Source organism: Nonomuraea terrae, from assembly GCF_044465245.1.
Taxonomy (GTDB): domain Bacteria; phylum Actinomycetota; class Actinomycetes; order Streptosporangiales; family Streptosporangiaceae; genus Nonomuraea; species Nonomuraea terrae.
The window spans coordinates 551481-566738 of the sequence record NZ_JBITLL010000008.1; the positions used below are offsets into that span (position 1 = coordinate 551481).

The 15258-nt window shown below is 68.0% G+C and carries 14 protein-coding genes; 4 read left to right on the forward strand and 10 right to left on the reverse strand.

Features of this window, described 5'->3' with window-relative positions; genetic code table 11:
* Positions 1-41: 41 nt before the first annotated feature.
* Positions 42-491 carry a GbsR/MarR family transcriptional regulator gene (locus tag ACIBP6_RS41020; RefSeq protein WP_397059887.1) on the reverse strand — a complete coding sequence of 150 codons (450 nt, stop codon included), beginning with the start codon at positions 489-491 and terminating at the stop codon, positions 42-44.
* A gap of 50 nt (positions 492-541) precedes the next feature.
* Between ACIBP6_RS41020 and ACIBP6_RS41025 the strand changes: the two genes are divergently transcribed.
* The 3 genes from ACIBP6_RS41025 to ACIBP6_RS41035 all read left to right on the forward strand — a co-directional run bounded on the left by ACIBP6_RS41025 (position 542) and on the right by ACIBP6_RS41035 (position 2942).
* Positions 542-1402 carry an SDR family NAD(P)-dependent oxidoreductase gene (locus ACIBP6_RS41025; protein WP_397059889.1) on the forward strand — a complete coding sequence of 287 codons (861 nt, stop codon included), beginning with the start codon at positions 542-544 and terminating at the stop codon, positions 1400-1402.
* Positions 1403-1745: 343 nt separating this feature from the next.
* Positions 1746-2342 (forward strand): DUF6230 family protein, encoded by a 597-nt coding sequence (locus ACIBP6_RS41030; protein WP_397059891.1) that lies wholly within the window; start codon positions 1746-1748, stop codon positions 2340-2342.
* A gap of 51 nt (positions 2343-2393) precedes the next feature.
* Positions 2394-2942, forward strand: a complete 549-nt coding sequence (locus tag ACIBP6_RS41035) for a DUF6114 domain-containing protein (RefSeq protein ID WP_397059893.1) — start codon at positions 2394-2396, stop codon at positions 2940-2942.
* Positions 2943-2958: 16 nt separating this feature from the next.
* On the opposite strand, the gene ACIBP6_RS41040 is transcribed toward ACIBP6_RS41035, so the two are convergent.
* From ACIBP6_RS41040 to ACIBP6_RS41070, 7 genes are all read right to left on the reverse strand, one after another.
* Positions 2959-4764, reverse strand: coding sequence for an alkyl/aryl-sulfatase (locus tag ACIBP6_RS41040; RefSeq protein ID WP_397059895.1), 1806 nt, complete (start codon positions 4762-4764; stop codon positions 2959-2961).
* An 81-nt stretch (positions 4765-4845) separates the two neighbouring features.
* The gene (locus ACIBP6_RS41045; RefSeq protein ID WP_397059897.1) at positions 4846-5850 is read right to left on the reverse strand and encodes a DUF389 domain-containing protein; all 1005 of its coding nucleotides are present in this window, start codon (positions 5848-5850) and stop codon (positions 4846-4848) included.
* Positions 5851-6014: 164 nt separating this feature from the next.
* Complete coding sequence (locus ACIBP6_RS41050) at positions 6015-6248, reverse strand: lipopolysaccharide assembly protein LapA domain-containing protein (RefSeq protein ID WP_397059898.1); 234 nt, start codon at positions 6246-6248, stop codon at positions 6015-6017.
* Between the two features lie 649 nt (positions 6249-6897).
* Complete coding sequence (locus tag ACIBP6_RS41055) at positions 6898-7104, reverse strand: hypothetical protein (protein ID WP_397059900.1); 207 nt, start codon at positions 7102-7104, stop codon at positions 6898-6900.
* 46 nt (positions 7105-7150) lie between these two features.
* Positions 7151-7819 (reverse strand): alpha/beta hydrolase, encoded by a 669-nt coding sequence (locus ACIBP6_RS41060; protein WP_397059902.1) that lies wholly within the window; start codon positions 7817-7819, stop codon positions 7151-7153.
* A gap of 742 nt (positions 7820-8561) precedes the next feature.
* Complete coding sequence (locus ACIBP6_RS41065) at positions 8562-9074, reverse strand: group II intron maturase-specific domain-containing protein (RefSeq protein WP_397059904.1); 513 nt, start codon at positions 9072-9074, stop codon at positions 8562-8564.
* 326 nt (positions 9075-9400) lie between these two features.
* Positions 9401-9982: a dihydrofolate reductase family protein gene (locus tag ACIBP6_RS41070; RefSeq protein WP_397059906.1), complete on the reverse strand. Its 582-nt coding sequence runs from the start codon at positions 9980-9982 to the stop codon at positions 9401-9403.
* A 121-nt stretch (positions 9983-10103) separates the two neighbouring features.
* Here ACIBP6_RS41070 and ACIBP6_RS41075 point away from each other — a divergent pair, with 121 nt between their 5' ends.
* Entirely contained in the window at positions 10104-12914 is a 2811-nt protein-coding gene (locus ACIBP6_RS41075) for an AfsR/SARP family transcriptional regulator (RefSeq protein WP_397059907.1), read from the forward strand.
* Positions 12915-13486: 572 nt separating this feature from the next.
* On the opposite strand, the gene ACIBP6_RS41080 is transcribed toward ACIBP6_RS41075, so the two are convergent.
* Positions 13487-14191 carry a hypothetical protein gene (locus ACIBP6_RS41080; protein WP_397059909.1) on the reverse strand — a complete coding sequence of 235 codons (705 nt, stop codon included), beginning with the start codon at positions 14189-14191 and terminating at the stop codon, positions 13487-13489.
* A gap of 373 nt (positions 14192-14564) precedes the next feature.
* Positions 14565-15026: a hypothetical protein gene (locus ACIBP6_RS41085; RefSeq protein ID WP_397059911.1), complete on the reverse strand. Its 462-nt coding sequence runs from the start codon at positions 15024-15026 to the stop codon at positions 14565-14567.
* Positions 15027-15258 lie beyond the last annotated feature (232 nt).

Sequence of the window (15258 nt, forward strand, 5' to 3'; positions counted from 1 at the left end):
CCGCTGCCGGTTCTCCGCGTGCATGGCATCGTCCTCGGCCGTCAGAGGCGCTCTCGATCCCACTGGTCGAGAAGCTTGGGGAACTCGCGGCCCATGAAGCCGTACATGTCGCGCATCAGCTCCAGCCTGGCCCTGCTCTTGGGATTGTCGCCGACTGCGGCCAGCCCCTGCTCCGCGAGCTGCTCGAATGCGGTGAACTCGGCCATCTTGGCCCGGAATGCGCGTCCGAAGACGTCCTCGGTCAGCCGGTAGTGATCGCGGCGACCCCGGGGCGGGCGGAAACGCTCGACGAGCCCTCCCCGTTCGAGCTGCCCCAGGGCGACGCTCATGCTGCTCTTGGCCACACCGAGCTGCTCGCACAACCTCGGGGCGTCGGCGGAATCGTCCGGATCGACCAGGAGTACGCCGACGACCCGGCCTGCCGTACGGCTGAGCCCCAAACGCTCGAAGTACAGCCCGGCGCTCTCCACGAACTCCTCAACACTCGCCACGCACTGATTCTATTCTGTTCGGATCGTTCCGAACAGAATAGAATCGGCGCATGCTGTCCATCGCCATCACCGGCGCCAACTCGGGGATCGGCCTGCGCGCCGCCCGCGCCCTCGCCGCCGCGGGCCACCACGTAGTGGCGTTGTGCCGGAACCCCGAGCGAGGCCGCGCCGCTCTGGCCGACATCAACGCCCACGCCGTGCATCCGGCCGGCCTGATCCAGGCAGACCTGTCGACGCCCGACTCCATCGAGGCCGCTGCCGACCAGCTCGCGCAGACCGTCGGCCACCTCGACGTGCTCATCAACAACTCCGCCGTCTTCGACCAGACGCTCCGCGAGCCCCACTTCACCGCAACCGGGCATGAGCTGTTCTGGGCCACCAACCACCTGGGCCCCTTCCTGCTCACCGCACGCCTCAGTCCGCTGCTCGCCGCCGCGGACAAGCCTCGCGTGATCAACATCGCCAGCAAGGGGCTGGTCTCGATGCCACGCGTCCGGATCCGTTTCGACCAACTCGACGACCCGAGCTGGTACAGCCCCACCCGTGCCTATTACCACGCCAAACTCGCCCAGATCATGACCACCTTCTCCCTGGCCGAGAAAGCCGCCGGACGTCTGGAGGCGACCTGCGTGCGCGTCCCCGCCGTACGTCTCGACCCGGATCGGGTGGCGGCCATGCCATGGTTGCTGCGCACCTTGTACGCGCCCAAGAACCGCATGGCCGTCCCCGCCGAACGCCTAGGCGAGACCTACGCTCGCCTGGCCGCCTGGGACGGGAGCCTGCCCGGGCCGTACGTGGATGAAGACCTCCGCCCCGTCCGCGCTCCAACCTCCGCCTACGACGAGGCCGCCCGCGAACGGCTGTGGTCGGTGTCCCAGGCCGCTACCGGTGACCCCACCTGGGCCTGGTGACCGTGGGGGTTGCCGCAGCACTCGCGGAAATTCGGGCCGATATGGCCCTGCCCTGGAGTTGGGCGCTGCAGCGTTGTGGGTCAGTAACTGCTTGCGCATCGCTTGCAGCCGCCGCGCCGGAGCTCCGTACCGGGATTCGTCTCAGCGCTCGACCCGTACCGTGAGCGGCTGTCCTTCTCTTTTTTGGCAAGGTTGTCCAGCCGTGCGCCATAAGTGCAGCGGCGCCTGGCGCGTAGCTCGACAAACGTGGCGAACGTCTCTCATGCTCGTCAGCAGGCCAGCCTGTCACTTCCCGTAATGGACCGCTGGCTCATGTGGCAGCAGCGTGATGGGGAGCGGAATCATGGCCGAGCAGGGACGTGTGCGCTGGAGGCGCTTCGCCTTGGTCTTCGCCCCTGTCGCAGTGATGACGTCGCTGCTGATCGGCGCCACGGCCCAGGGCGTCATCGGCGCCACGTTCGTGGTGTCCGGCGACACGTTCAAGATCTATAGCGGCGAGCTGCGAGGCCAGGGCTTCGCGCTGGCCGGCGACGTGGTGCGGGACAAGAAGGGCCGGCTGATCCCTGTCATCGCGACCGGCGTCCGCAAAGCCGTGATCAGCGACCTGTGCCAGAGCGTGCTCGCCAAGACACCGGTGGGCACGGTGACGATCAGGATCACCGGTGGACAGCACGGCAACAAGGTGACGGTCGAGAACCTCGTGATCGACGTGGCCGCAGCGCAGAGCGCGGCAACCCTGCGGGACATCGAGCTGGGCCGCGACGCCAGCACCCTGGACGAGGTCCCCGGCGTCAGGGGCCCGGCCGGCAGTTTCGGCGGGCAAGGTAGATCGCTCACCCTCAGCGACGTCCGGCTGAGCGCGTGGGCCGTCACCGCGGCGACGTTCAGCCTGCCTGACCTCGGGCTGAAAATGGTGCGCGGCGCGCACGAGTGCTTCTAGGACGGGCCCGCGGCAGGCTCGGACATGACGCGAACCGGAAGATGGAAGATCATGAAGTCGTGGCGGCGTTCACGGCCGTTCTGGGGCGGCTTGTTCATCGTGGTGGCGGGGATGGAGTTGCTGTCCATCCCGCTCGCGCTCGACGCGCTGCCGGTGGCCCTCGTGTTCGGCACGGTCGGAGCCAGTTACCTGCTCGCCCTAGTCATGGTGATCGCGGGGGTGCTCGTGTGGCTGCAGCCCGGCCAGCGCGTCTTCCTCGGCCTGATCGCCGTGCTGCTGTCCATGGCGTCGTTCGTCTACTCCAACCTGGGCGGCTTCCTGATCGGCATGATCCTGGGCCTGCTGGGCGGCATGCTGACGGTGGCCTGGACCCCCGACAGCCGGCCCGCCGACGGCTTGGACGCCGTCAACGTTCGGAGCGTGCTGGCCGCCTGTCGAAGGTTCGCTTCGCGGGCGAGCGTGCGGTGCTGGGCGGCGGCCGCCGCGCCGGGGCGGCACTGCCGGCGTCTGAAGTGCAGCCGGCGAGCCCGTGCCCAGACCGCTCCTCTCGCGGCGGACGCGAGCTCCGAGGAGAAGCTGCGAGAGCCGACCGGGCCGTAGCGCATTTCGGGTGCGATCAGGGCGTGACGATGGCGAAGTCGGGTGTGGGGTCTTCCAGGACGGCGCGCAGCCGTTGCAGGACGGTCATGTCGCCGTCGTGGTCGATGCCGTCGGTGTCCTCTCCGTCGAGCAGGCCGAGCAGCCGCTGCCGGGTCAGGCGCAGCGTGAGATCCGCTCCGTCGTCGCCGGACGGGGTCTGCTCGTGGATCAGGGCGCCGTTGGACATCCTGATCCGGTGGCGTTCGCCGGTGTCGGTGAGATGCCAGTCGATGGCGAAGCGCTCGTTCCAGGCGCGTGGACCGTTGACGCGGATGGCGAGGGAGCCGAAGATCTGTTCCGCGGTGAGCGCTCGGAGCATGTCCGGAGAGGTGGTTGTGGTCATGCCCGCCGAGGGGCGGCCGGTCAGCTCGGTGGCGCCGGTCAGGTAGAAGTTGCGCCAGGTGGCGTTCTCGGCGCCGTGGCCCATCCGGGTGTAGACCTGGGCCAGCATCTTACGGGCCGGCGAGTTGCCCTGGTCGGCGAACACCGCGTGGTTGAGCAGGGTGGCGGCGAAGCGTAGGTCGCCCTCCCGGATGTAGCGTTCCGCCTGCGCGAGCACGGCGGTGGTGCCGCCGAGGCATTCGACGTAGCGGCGCGACTGCTCGACCGGGGGGTGTTCCCACAGGTGCGCGGGGTTGCCGTCGAACCAGCCCAGGTAGCGCTGGTAGATCGCTTTGACGTTGTGGCTGACCGAGCCGTAGTAGCCGTGGGTGTGCCAGGCCGCCTCCAGGGCGGGCGGCATCTGCATGGCCTCGGCGATCTCGCTGCCGGTCATGCCGCGGTTCAGCATGCGCAGGGTCTGGTCGTGCAGGTAGGCATACAGGTCGCGCTGCTGGGTCAGGAAGGTGACGATGTTGTCTTTGCCCCAGGTGGGCCAGTGGTGGGAGGCGAAGGCGACCTCCGCGTGGTCGGCGAACAGGGCGACGGTCTCGGTCAGGTAGCGGGACCAGATGCGGGTGTCGCGGACCAGCGCCCCGCGCAGGGTGAGCACGTTGTGCAGGTTGTGGGTGGCGTTCTCGGCCATGCACAGGGCGCGGCGGTCGGGGAACAGGAAATTCATCTCCGCCGGGGCCTCGGTGCCGGGGGTGAGCTGGAAGACGATGCGTACGCCGTCGACCGTCTCCTCTTGCCCGGTGCGGGTGATGTCGAGAGTGGGCGGGATGAGGGAGACGGTGCCGGCCGAGGTGCCCATGCCCAGCCCGCAGCCGAGCTGCCCGTCGCCGGAACGCGGCAGGAGCTGACCGTACATGTACAGGGCGCGGCGGTTCATGGCGGTGCCGGCGTAGACGTTCTCGGAGACGGCGTGTTCCATGAAATGGGCCGGGGCGATGACGGGGATGCCGTCGCCGTCGGTGACTCCGCGAGCGCCGCCGAAGTGGTCGGCGTGGGAATGCGTGTAGATGAGACCGGTGACCGGGCGGTCCCCGCGATGGTCGCGGTAGAGCCGCAGCGCGGCGGCGGCGCATTCGGTGGAGATGAGCGGGTCGATGACGATGACGCCGCGTTCGCCTTCCACGAGGGTCATGTTGGACAGGTCCAGGCCGCGCACCTGGTAGATGCCGTCGGTCACCTCGAACAGCCCCTGCTTGGCGCACAGTTGCGCCTGCCGCCACAGGCTCGGGTGCGCGGTGGGAGGGCAGTCGGCGTCGAGGAAATCGTAGGAGTCGTTATCCCAGACGATCTTCCCGTCGGCGGCCTTGACCACTGCGGGGGTCAGCTTCGCGACGAAGCCGCGCTCGGCGTTGTCGAAGTCAGTTCGATCGTGGAAAGGAAGGTCTGCCATGCGACGGCTGCTGCCCGCGACCGCCTTCCATAAGGCAAGAAGAGGGTTAAGGAAGAGCATGTCTCGGCCTGATCGCGGGTCTCACGAGGGCGCTCCCACCCGGCCGACATGGATCGTGCTCCCTTGCGTGGTCTCGACCACGATCGGCACTCCGTCCGGAATCCGTCCGCGGAGAGCGCTGAGGAGGCTGCGGATCGGTGGCATCCCTGGTGCCCGCACGCGGATGTGGAGCTCGCGGGAGATGACGTCGACGCCGGCGACCGACGAGTTCGGCACGGTGGAGATCCAGTCGGCGGCGACCGTTCTGGCCTGCGCGCTCCAGGCGGTCAGCAGGTAGCTGACCACAGTGTTGGCAGACAGCGGTAGGAGTACCACGACCAGCAGCAGAGCCAGCGTGAGCCGGGTGCGGCGGCGGCTCCGGCCGGAAAGGGCCACAGCCTCCGCGGCGTAACCCGTCGCCGTGAACACCGCGATGCCGCCGAGCACGAGGGCCAGCAGGTTGGACAGGAAGAGCACCAGCGCGCCGAGCGTCAGCCAGCCCGCGCCTCGGCCCAGGCACACACCGGCCACGGCCAGCGGCGGGACCAGGGAGATCGCGATCGCCACGCCCGGCAGGACGGCGGCGACGTCGCGACGGGCATGGGCCACGGCGCCGGCCAGCCCGGTGGCGAGGGCGGCCACCAGGTCCATCAGCTTGGGAGAGGTACGTCCGGCGATCTGACTGTTGGCGAGCAGTTCGTAGGAGGCGGGCAGCGGCGCCGAGAAGGCCATCCCCGTGGCGACCACCAGCAGGCCGCCGAAGAACACGAAACCGATCGCGGCCTGGCCGCGGTGACGTACCGTCGCCAGAGCGATGCCCATGATGGGCGTGGCCAGCGGCGCGATGATCATCGCGCCGATCACGGTGGCCGTCGAGTCGGTGAGCACGCCGGCAGAGGCGATGACCGCCGACAGGGCCAGCATCGTCCAGAACGCCGAGCGTTTCGCGCCGATGTCCCCAGAGGACAGATCCAGGCTCTCGGTCAGTTCCTCCAGCGGGCGGCGCTGCGCCTCGGGCAGTACCCGCTCTCGAAGACCGCTCAGCATGCCATCGAGTATCCGAGCATGTCCCGCGGGTCGAAGGGCAACGACACGGACGGCCTGCGATCTCTTCCCCAGGAACCATCCTGTCTGGGGCGACCGGCTGGGGCGCCGACGGCACGGTTGCCCAGACGGTGGTGGCGCCGTACATCGAACCCGGATAGGGCGCGTTACCGCCCCTTTCGACTCCTGTGGCCAGCCAGAGCACCGATAAGAATCCCGATGACGGTGCACACCACCAGAGTGATCCACAACGGGGCAGTCACCACGATCATGAACAATTGGATCACTACATCCTGCCGATTCTGCAGGATGAACACGACCGTCAGCACCACCAGGACGATCGCGAGCCACACGCGTGGCGGCACCGCCCCAAGACGGCTCGCCGGCCCTTGCTCTGCCACGAATTCCCCCGGATGCCTACAGCGTCTTCAATTCCTGCCCTACCCCGAAATCGCAGGTGATTGCTCGCCAGGCAACCCCCAGGCCCTCCACCCGGGTTCGTCGACCAGCCCCAAAGCAGCTTTCCGTGACGACAACTACTCCGGATCATGGGCCTCCACCTGGAGAAACGCCCCCAGATCCACCCCGCGTATATCGCGTGACCAGTGACAAACGGCCGGTCAGAGCGGCCCACGGCCGCATACCCCTGACCCTCACATAGGCTTCGAGCTGCCGTCCGCCTCTAGCGAGCAAGATCATTGCACGCATATTGCACGGCCCTGCATGGCCAGAAACGTCAGTTCATGATCGTAGGCTTGCCGACCATGACCGATCCACGCACTGTGTCGTTCGATCTCGGCGTCCACTATCGCAGGCGTACCTCGTCGACGACACCGACGACGCCATGGGCTCGGACGGAATACCCGCGCAGTCCGACTTCGGAGAGCCGCACCGTCTACCGCGCTCATCGAGGGATCGTACGAGCCGCCTAAGCTCAATGCCCTGGCCGGCACCCCATAGCGGTCACTGTTGCGGTACCGACCGGGAGACACCCTGGTTGCGTCTGCTGGTGAGGTCGCGGGGAAGATCCCGCGCCCTCGGTCCAACTCGTCAGGCGGACGGCGTGCGCAGCAGCCGCTGGATGGCGGTGACCCGTTCGGCAATCATGCGGGCGCCAAGGGCTGTCCCGGCGATCACGTGGGCCTTGTGGAACGCTCCGCTGTAGTGGTGAAGATCCGTCGGTACACCTGTCTGGATCAGCAGGTGCGCGTCATTCAGTACCTCCTCGCGTGTCCAATCGACCTGGTAGGCGGCCACCCAGGCAGGAGACAGGCCGGCCCTCTCGACCGTGACGCCGTTCAGCTCAGCTCGATCGCACGATCTCGTCGATGAGGGCGGCCAGAACGCGCGGCTGCGACAGGAACGGGGAATGACCGCTGGTGAGCCGGCGGATCTCGGCAGCCTGGGCTGCCATCTTCTCCTGCAGGGCGAGCGGGATGGCCTGGTCCTGCTCCGCGACGATGTAGGTGGACGCGATGTCCCGCCAGGCGACCGCGCCGACCTTCTCGGCGAACGATCGAAGGGTCTGCTCGACCAACATGCTCATCGCCTGCTCTGCCTCGAGGTCGGGCATATCGCCGTAAAACGAAGTACGTGGTCGGCTGAGGAGCGGGAGCAGGCCGCTCACGTCGTCAGGAGTGGCCGAGCCTTCGAGGTCGAACAGTGACTGGCCCTCGTCCGGCATCCACGCGCAAAGGTAGATCAGTCGCTCGACGTTCCGCGCACCGGCGGCGGCCTCGGTGATCGGAATGCCCCCGTAGGAGTGGCCGAGCAGCACGACCGGGCCTTCGATCGAGGCCAACTCCTTGGCCACCACGGCGGCGTCGTCATGCATGCCCCCGGTGGGACGCTCTCCGGCGCTCGGCAATGCGGGTGCGTGGGTGCCATAGCCGAGTGCGTGTAGCTCGGTTTCGAGCTTCTCCCAGTGGCTCGGCCGGTGCCAGGCGCCGTGGACGATCATCACGGTAGTCATAAAAGGTACTCCAGAATTCTCAGGTGTCGGATTGTGTGGCGTGGGCGGCGGGGGCGCCGGCCCCCGCGACGCCGGCCGGCCGGGAGAAAGCGCTGGCCAGGAGAACGCCCTGCCGGGAAGCCTTTCCCAGGCGTCGGTGACCCATAAAGCCCGGGAAAAGCGCGCGCGGGTCGTTCAGCGTGGCACGCGGGCGATCAGCAGCGACCCCACCCCGTCGGCAGCCCAGAGGATCGCCGTGCCGGCCGCCGCCACGAGAGGGCGGCGATCGGCACCGGAGGGCGGCCCAGGTGATCGCTGAGCGACCCGACCGTCAGCAAGACGCCGAGCAGACCGGCGACGTACACGGCGAAGATCACCGTCAGCATCGCTACCGAGAGGCCCAACGCTCCCACTACGGCCGGTAGATCGGCGACCGCCGCCGGCTCAGGAATCTCCAACCCCGCGATGACCTCTGGCATGACCTCTGAACTTCCGGGAAACGAGTCGGCTGTGGACCGTGCGGCCGACGTCCATGCTGCCCGCGCGTCGGCGTGCGATGCCGCCTTCGTCCGGCCAGGAACCACCTATATCCGGACAGAGGAATCGCAGCCGATTGCTCCACCACGACGGCTGCACTGACTCTCGTGACGACCCGCACCCCGCCCACGAGGGCCCCGTAGGAACGGTGTGCTACCGATGAACGGTGTCCACGCCTCCTGCATCGCCCACCCGACGGCGGTCGCTGCCGCCGGGGTCCGGCCGGTCAGCGCGCGGATCCGGAGAGACCGGAGTGGTGAACGCTGCCCCCATCGCGTCGCGATCCTCGCCGTGCCGATCTCCCGGCAACGGGCTCTCCACGCTCTCGGTCGTCACCGGGGTTCGCAGGAGGCCATGGGCAGGGGGTCTTGTTGCCTCGGTAGGCGTAGCGGGTGACGGTCATGCGCTTACTGAGGCTGAAATACTCGACCCCGCCTGCGGCTATCACCCACCGGCCGGAGCCGCCTTTCAGGTGACGGCGCAGTTGCCCCCAGTTCCAGCCGTGTCTGACCCGCAACATGTGGACGAGTCTCCACCAGGCGAAGACATCCAGCTTGTCGAAGGTCCACTTGGCCACGGCGTGTTTGAGATAGTTGACCCATCCGCGCATGATCGAAGCGGTCCCACGCCCGTGGGGGTGAGTCTTAAGCGATCTTGGGGATCTTGCACGGACGATTTTGGCCCCACCCGGTGGGGCCGGGCCTTCCTCCGCGGCGATGATCGGCTTCGCGCTGGGCATCGTTGCGTCGGTAGCTCCGGCACCACCCCCTGTCGCAGCCAGATCCACCTCCCCGGTGGTATCAGCGCCGTGACCGCGGACGCCGCGCGGAAGAGCCTCGCCGCAGCGCCCCAGTTGCCCTGCGAGACCTGTGGCAGGCCGTACTGGATGCGGCTCGCGGGGTCTTCACCCCGTGGTCCGCATCACGGCGGCCATGAGCGCCGTGCTGCCAGCCGATCGCGGTGCTGATCGTCACGCTGCGCCGCCACGTGCCGCCTGACAGCGCCCGGGACTGCGGCCCGGATCAGGAACCCTGCAGGCAGGGGTGGCCAAGGCAGCGCTACGAGTCATTTCACGATGCGGTAGAGGATATGGGTGGCCAGCGGGGTATCGACCACGCTCACCACCTCAAGCCCGATGTGGCCATCCCCAATGTCGTCGATGAACCGCTTGCCCCCGCCGAACAGCACAGGCACCACGTGGACCCCGATATGGTCGACCAGCCCCGCCCTGATGAACTGACGCCCAAGGTCCGGGCCGCCCATCACGAAGATATCTTGGCCACCGGCGACCTCCCTGGCCTGGCGCAAAGCGCTTTCGATCCCGTCCGTCACGAACGTGTAGACGCTGTTCCCGGGCGCGTCCTCAGGTGACCGGTGGGTCACGACGAACAGCGGCAGCCGTCGGGCACCGGTCGGCCCGTCGGCCCCCCACCAGCGCAACGAGTCGTCATACGTCCGCCGCCCGCAGATGTACGCACCCGCTTCCGACCCGGCGGAGTCCATGAGCCCGTGTGCGGCCTCGTCGCCGCCCATCGCCCATTCGTGCAGCCGTTCGCCGCCCTTGCCGAGCGGCTCCTCTGGCGTGCTGCCGGTCGCCACGACGAACCCGTCCAGCGACGTGCTCATATCGTAAATAACCTTGCTCATGAGACTCCCTCGGTGAATTTCGCTCATGCGGGACGAACACCAGCTTGGCGAACCACGGGTGGCAAAGTTGTGTCAGTTCCGTGAAACTCGCTTCCAGCCCAGGAAGGAGAGTGCGATCCGCGTGCTGACCGTCGAACTGCTCGGGCCGCTGCATGTGTCGGTGGCCGGGCGGCCGGTCGAGCTGCCCGCCGGGCGGCTGCGCGCGTTGCTGGCCGTGCTGGCGATGTCGGCGGGCCGTACCGTCTCAGCGGACAGGCTGGCGACCGCGGTGTGGGGGACGGATGTGCGCGGGGACGCGCGGGCCAACGTCCGGACGAACATCAAACGGCTGCGCCGCGCCCTGGAAACCGCCGAGCTGATCGCGGCCCGGCCTGGAGGCTACCTGCTGGCGGCCGAGCCGGACCACGTGGACGCGCTCCGCTTCGGCCGTCTGCTCGATGAGGCGGAGGCGGTGCCGGACCCGGTTACCGAGCGGTCCCGGCTGGCTGCCGCGCTGGAGCTGTGGCGCGGTACCCCCTTCGACGGGATCCGATCGGACTGGCTGGAGCAGTCCGTGGCCCCCGCACTGCAGGAGCGGTATCTGACCGCGCTGGAGCGGCGGGTCGACCTGGACCTCGCAAGCCGATCCCATCCCGACCCGACCAAGCTGGCCGAGCTGGCCGAGCGTCATCCGCTGCGGGAATCCCTCTGGACGCGGCTGCTGCGGGTCTTGGAATCGGCCGGCCGCCCCGCCGAGGCGCTGGAGCGGTACGAGACGATCCGGCGCCGGCTCGCTGCGGAGCTCGGCGCCGATCCAAGCCCTGAGCTGCGGCAGCTCCACGCCGACCTGCTGGCCGGCGGCGCCCCTGGTGCCATCGCCCGGCAGGCGTTGCCCGGCGGACGCGGTGGCGTGCCCAGACAATTGCCCCCCGCCGTCGACGGACTCGCCGGGCGGGAGGCCGAGCTGACGGCGCTGGACACGCTGCTCGGCCCGCCAGGCGAGAGGAGGTCCCGACCGCCACGGATCGCGCTGATCGCCGGCACGGCCGGGGTCGGGAAGACGACACTGGCCGTGCACTGGGCGCACCGCGTTGCCGGGCGCTTCCCGGACGGCCAGCTCTACATCGACCTGTGTGGATACGACCCGTCAGGAGCGGTCATTCCACCGGGGGTGGCCATCCGCGAGCTCCTCGACGCGCTGCAGGTGCCGCCCCACCAGATCCCGGACGGCTCGGCCGCGCAGGCCGGACTCTACCGCAGCCTGCTGGCCGGGCGGCGCATGCTGGTGGTACTGGACAACGTCCGCGACGCCGCCCAGGTCGCCCCGCTGTTGCCCGGGGCTTCCGGCTGCCTGGTGCTCGTCACCAGCCGGGACCACCTCGCCGAACTGGTCATGACGTACGGCGCGTATCCGCTCACCCTCGGCCTGCTGCCGCCGGAGGAGGCCAGGCGGTTGCTGGCCGACCGCCTCGGCCATGACCGGATCGCCACCGAGCCCGCCGCCGCCGATGAGATCGTCCGCCGCTGCGCCGGGCTACCGCTGGCGCTGGCGATCGTCGCTGCCCGCGCCGCGATCCATCCCACGCATCCGCTCGCCGAGCTCGCCGACGAACTCGCGGACACGCTCGGCGCGCTGGACCGTGCTGTTGACGTACGGGCGATCTTCTCCTGGTCGTACCAGATCCTCAGCAGCACGGCCGCGCGGCTGTTCCGGCTGGTCGCCGGGCTGCGTCCGGGTCTCGGCAGCACGGTCGACGCTGCCGCAAGCCTGGCTGGCGTCCCTGTGGCGCTGGTACGGGCGCCGCTGGCCGAGCTGGCCCGGGCCAACCTGCTCACCGAGCATGCCCCGGGCCGCTACGCGTGTCACGACCTGCTGCGCGCCTATGCCTCCGAACTATGTGAGGCACACGACGCCGACCGGGACGCCGCGCGACACCGCATCGTGGACCACTACGTCCATACCGCGTACGCCGCCTCTCTGCACCATCACAGGCACCTCGACACCCTCGCCCCCGCCGCACCCGGTACCGGTGTCTCCGTCACCGACTTCGCCAGTCCCGAAGCGGCGACGGCCTGGTTCACCGCCGAGCGCCCCGCCTTGCTCGCCACCCTGAGGATTGCCGCTGACCTGCGCCTTGACCAGCACATCTGCCATCTGGCGCAGGCTGTATCCGTCATCCTGCACCGGCGGGGCCACTGGCACGATCGCGCCGAGACCCAGCGAGCCGCCCTGGCCGCCGCACAACGGCTGGGCGACCCGATGGAAGAGACCCGCGCACTACGCAACCTGGCCGCCGCACTGGCCGACCTGGGTCGCTTCAACGAAGCCCACACCAACCTCGACGCCGCCCTGCAACGATCACACGACGACCCCGCCGACCAGGCATGGACGCACTACTACCGGAACCTCGTCCACGGCCTCCAAGGCCGACAGTCCGACGCCCTCGACGCCGCGAGCCGGGCCCACGACCTCTTCGACCAGGTCGGCGACCACGTCGGCCAAGCCATCACACTCACCGATCTCGGCTGGTATCACGGCCGCCTAGGAGATCACGGCCTCGCCCTCGACCTGTGTGAGCAGGCCCTGGTCCTGCACCGGAAGTTCGGCAACCGCCCCTACGAGGCCCACACCTGGTCCTGCCTTGCCGACACCCACCTCCAGATGGGAGACCCGCTTGGGGCCCTCCCCCGCTACCGCCGGGCCGTCGACCTGTTCCGGGAACTCGACGACCCGTACGCCGAGGCCAGTACCCTCGCCCACCTCGGCGCCTGCCACCACCACGCCGGCGACCACGCCGCCGCCTACGGGCACTGGCGTGACGCCCACACGCTCCTCAGCAACCTCGACCCCTCCGCCACCGATCAGATCCACACCCAGCTGACCACCATCGACAAGTTCGCCGCCGATGCCTTCCTCGGGCCGCTGAATCGGCGTGCGGGCGCTCCACGTTGACCTGCGCCCCGTCGGCGGCGCATCAGCAACCTACGTCGGCAGGCGGGGACGTGGCAGGCGCCTCATGGCCCTGTTCACATCCATGTACTACCCCGCCCTCCAGCCGGCCGAGGTCATCGCCCTGCGCCGGGAGCACCGCGATCTTCCCGCAACAGGCTGGGGACGTCTCCTCATCAACACCTCCCGGCCGGGGGGGTCAACACGTAGTGGACCGACACCGGCGACGCCCACGAGGGCGCGGGCGAAATGACGTCGCTGCTCCCACAGCCTCATCAGCGGCGGCACTACGATCATGATGCTGGTCGGTAACTTGGCCGCGTATCGGCCGCGACAGGCCGTAGGACACCGGTGATCGTCGTAGACGGCGAACCAGGCACGATCCCCCGCAACCTGCGGATTAAAAGAATCCACTTCGAGCCGTTCCAGATCGTTCAATGCAGGTCAACGCCTGCACCCGATCCATTCTGAACGGCTCTGAACGGCCTCGTACTGCAACTCAAACTGCAACCCTGGCGACCCGCGACGGCCACGGACAGGAACGGTCTGACCTTCTGTGTATTTAGAAGGTCTCATCAGTCGACGCTGGGCTGCTGAAGCCACTGTGCGTACAGATCCAGCAGAATGCGGACAGCCTTGTCTGGATGGAGATAGCTTGCTGCATATTCGCCTTCGAGGATCTGCTCGCGTGTCCAGTTGGCGAGGGCAGCGGGGTCATCGCCGCCGATGTCGAGTGAGCAGGTGTCCCAGCGGCACCGGTAGTAGAACCGATCCCCTGATGGGAGGGTGCCTTCGAGCTGGATCGGCGCGGCAAACCCAGTGATTTCGATCGTCCAGCCCTGGGACCGCAGTTCGGGCAGCAGTCGCTGCCAGGCCGCGTCGGCTTCTTGAACGTCGGCCGAAGGATGCGGGTTACGGCTCGTGAGAGTGAAGCCCGCCGAGGTCAGCGCATCGATGATGCTGTCAGCCCGACTCGTGGCATGGACGAGAACCCTCGTTGGCTCGCGCGGAATCGAATCGATCAGCGCCTCTCGCTGCTTGGCGGGCAGGTGGTCGAACATGCGGTTGGACATGGCGCGCTGGGAGTCGGTATTCATGATGCCGATGGACTCTCCATTTGGACCGAGGGCATGGAAGCTAATCCCATATTGGTCGTGGTGCTTCTCCTCGAGCACGATGCCGAGCGTCGCCGCCAGCGTCTGCGCCGCGCCTCGGACCGGCTGCTCAGAGGTGAATCTCAAGCTCTGCCGCGACCAGTCCACAACCGGGTCCTTGCTCATCCTGTACTCCAAGCCAACAGCAATTCTGTTCCTCATTAAGTCGTTGTGAACATGACGATCGGTGGCGCGCTCCATGCGTAGTGGGGCGTGGTCCGTGGTGAAGGCTCCTGGCTAAAAGAGGTCTTGCGCCAGCGTGCCTCCCAGCCGTGCTGTGCGTGATCATTGCACGTGGCGAACGTGCACATCTCCACCACCGGCGTGGACGTGCTGCTCAGGGTCCACGCCAAGTGCCTCGACGGTCACCAGGAGATCGCCAACAAGCGGATTGAGGACGCCCTTGCCGCATGATCTCCAACACAACACCGAAGGATCCCGGAACCTCGCCTGGGCATGGAGGACGAAGGGCTACGGCAAGCTTCCCCTGAGCGCGGGGCTACAAGCCCGGCTCCTGGCGCCGAATGAACGCCAAGAAGGTAACCAGCACTGCGCCCGCCACATAGTGCAGGATCGGGCCATACATGACGATGTCCCAACCGCCGAATTGGATCGTGTCCGTACAGCCGTCCGAGATGATCTGAACGGCGTAGGGAATGGTGAACACCCCGGCGATCACCACGAACAGCGCCGCTGTCAGCCACGCGGCGGCTACGCCCCACCTGCCCCGAAGAGCGAGAACTGCACACAAACCAAGCGCCATCACCGCGGTGGGCCAGCCGTTCAACTCCGCAGAGATGGTGCGCCAGTTGATCTCTATCAGCCAGCCGACATCCGTAAGGACAAGCGGCTCAGAACTCAACGGGCAGGTAAAGCCCTCCGTTGAGTAGGTCGGTCCTTCGGGGAAGTACAACGAAAAGGTACGCAAGGCGGGGGCCGCCAGAGCCGCCAAAGTCAGCAAGGGCACTCCCCAGCGCGGGGGAATCGCCGATAACGGAAGCAAGATCGCCGCCATGTGATCGTTAGATGGGGGCGCCCAGCCTAGATCATCTCTCGCACGCACGTCAGCGTCGCCACATGATCATCCAGCACCGCCCCGAAGGGTCCCGGAACGCCACCGGGGCCCTTCGCCGTTCCCGATGCGTTCCCACGCCCGCACGATTCGGGAATCCTCCGGATCATGCCTTCCGACC

Coding starts and splice junctions, on each gene's coding strand:
- ACIBP6_RS41025 (WP_397059889.1), top strand. CDS start 542: ATGCTGTCCATCGCCATCACCGGCGCCAACTCGGGGATCGGCCTGCGC.
- ACIBP6_RS41030 (WP_397059891.1), top strand. CDS start 1,746: ATGGCCGAGCAGGGACGTGTGCGCTGGAGGCGCTTCGCCTTGGTCTTC.
- ACIBP6_RS41035 (WP_397059893.1), top strand. CDS start 2,394: ATGAAGTCGTGGCGGCGTTCACGGCCGTTCTGGGGCGGCTTGTTCATC.
- ACIBP6_RS41040 (WP_397059895.1), bottom strand. CDS start 4,764: ATGGCAGACCTTCCTTTCCACGATCGAACTGACTTCGACAACGCCGAG.
- ACIBP6_RS41045 (WP_397059897.1), bottom strand. CDS start 5,850: ATGCTGAGCGGTCTTCGAGAGCGGGTACTGCCCGAGGCGCAGCGCCGC.
- ACIBP6_RS41060 (WP_397059902.1), bottom strand. CDS start 7,819: ATGACTACCGTGATGATCGTCCACGGCGCCTGGCACCGGCCGAGCCAC.
- ACIBP6_RS41065 (WP_397059904.1), bottom strand. CDS start 9,074: ATGCCCAGCGCGAAGCCGATCATCGCCGCGGAGGAAGGCCCGGCCCCA.
- ACIBP6_RS41070 (WP_397059906.1), bottom strand. CDS start 9,982: ATGAGCAAGGTTATTTACGATATGAGCACGTCGCTGGACGGGTTCGTC.
- ACIBP6_RS41080 (WP_397059909.1), bottom strand. CDS start 14,191: ATGAGCAAGGACCCGGTTGTGGACTGGTCGCGGCAGAGCTTGAGATTC.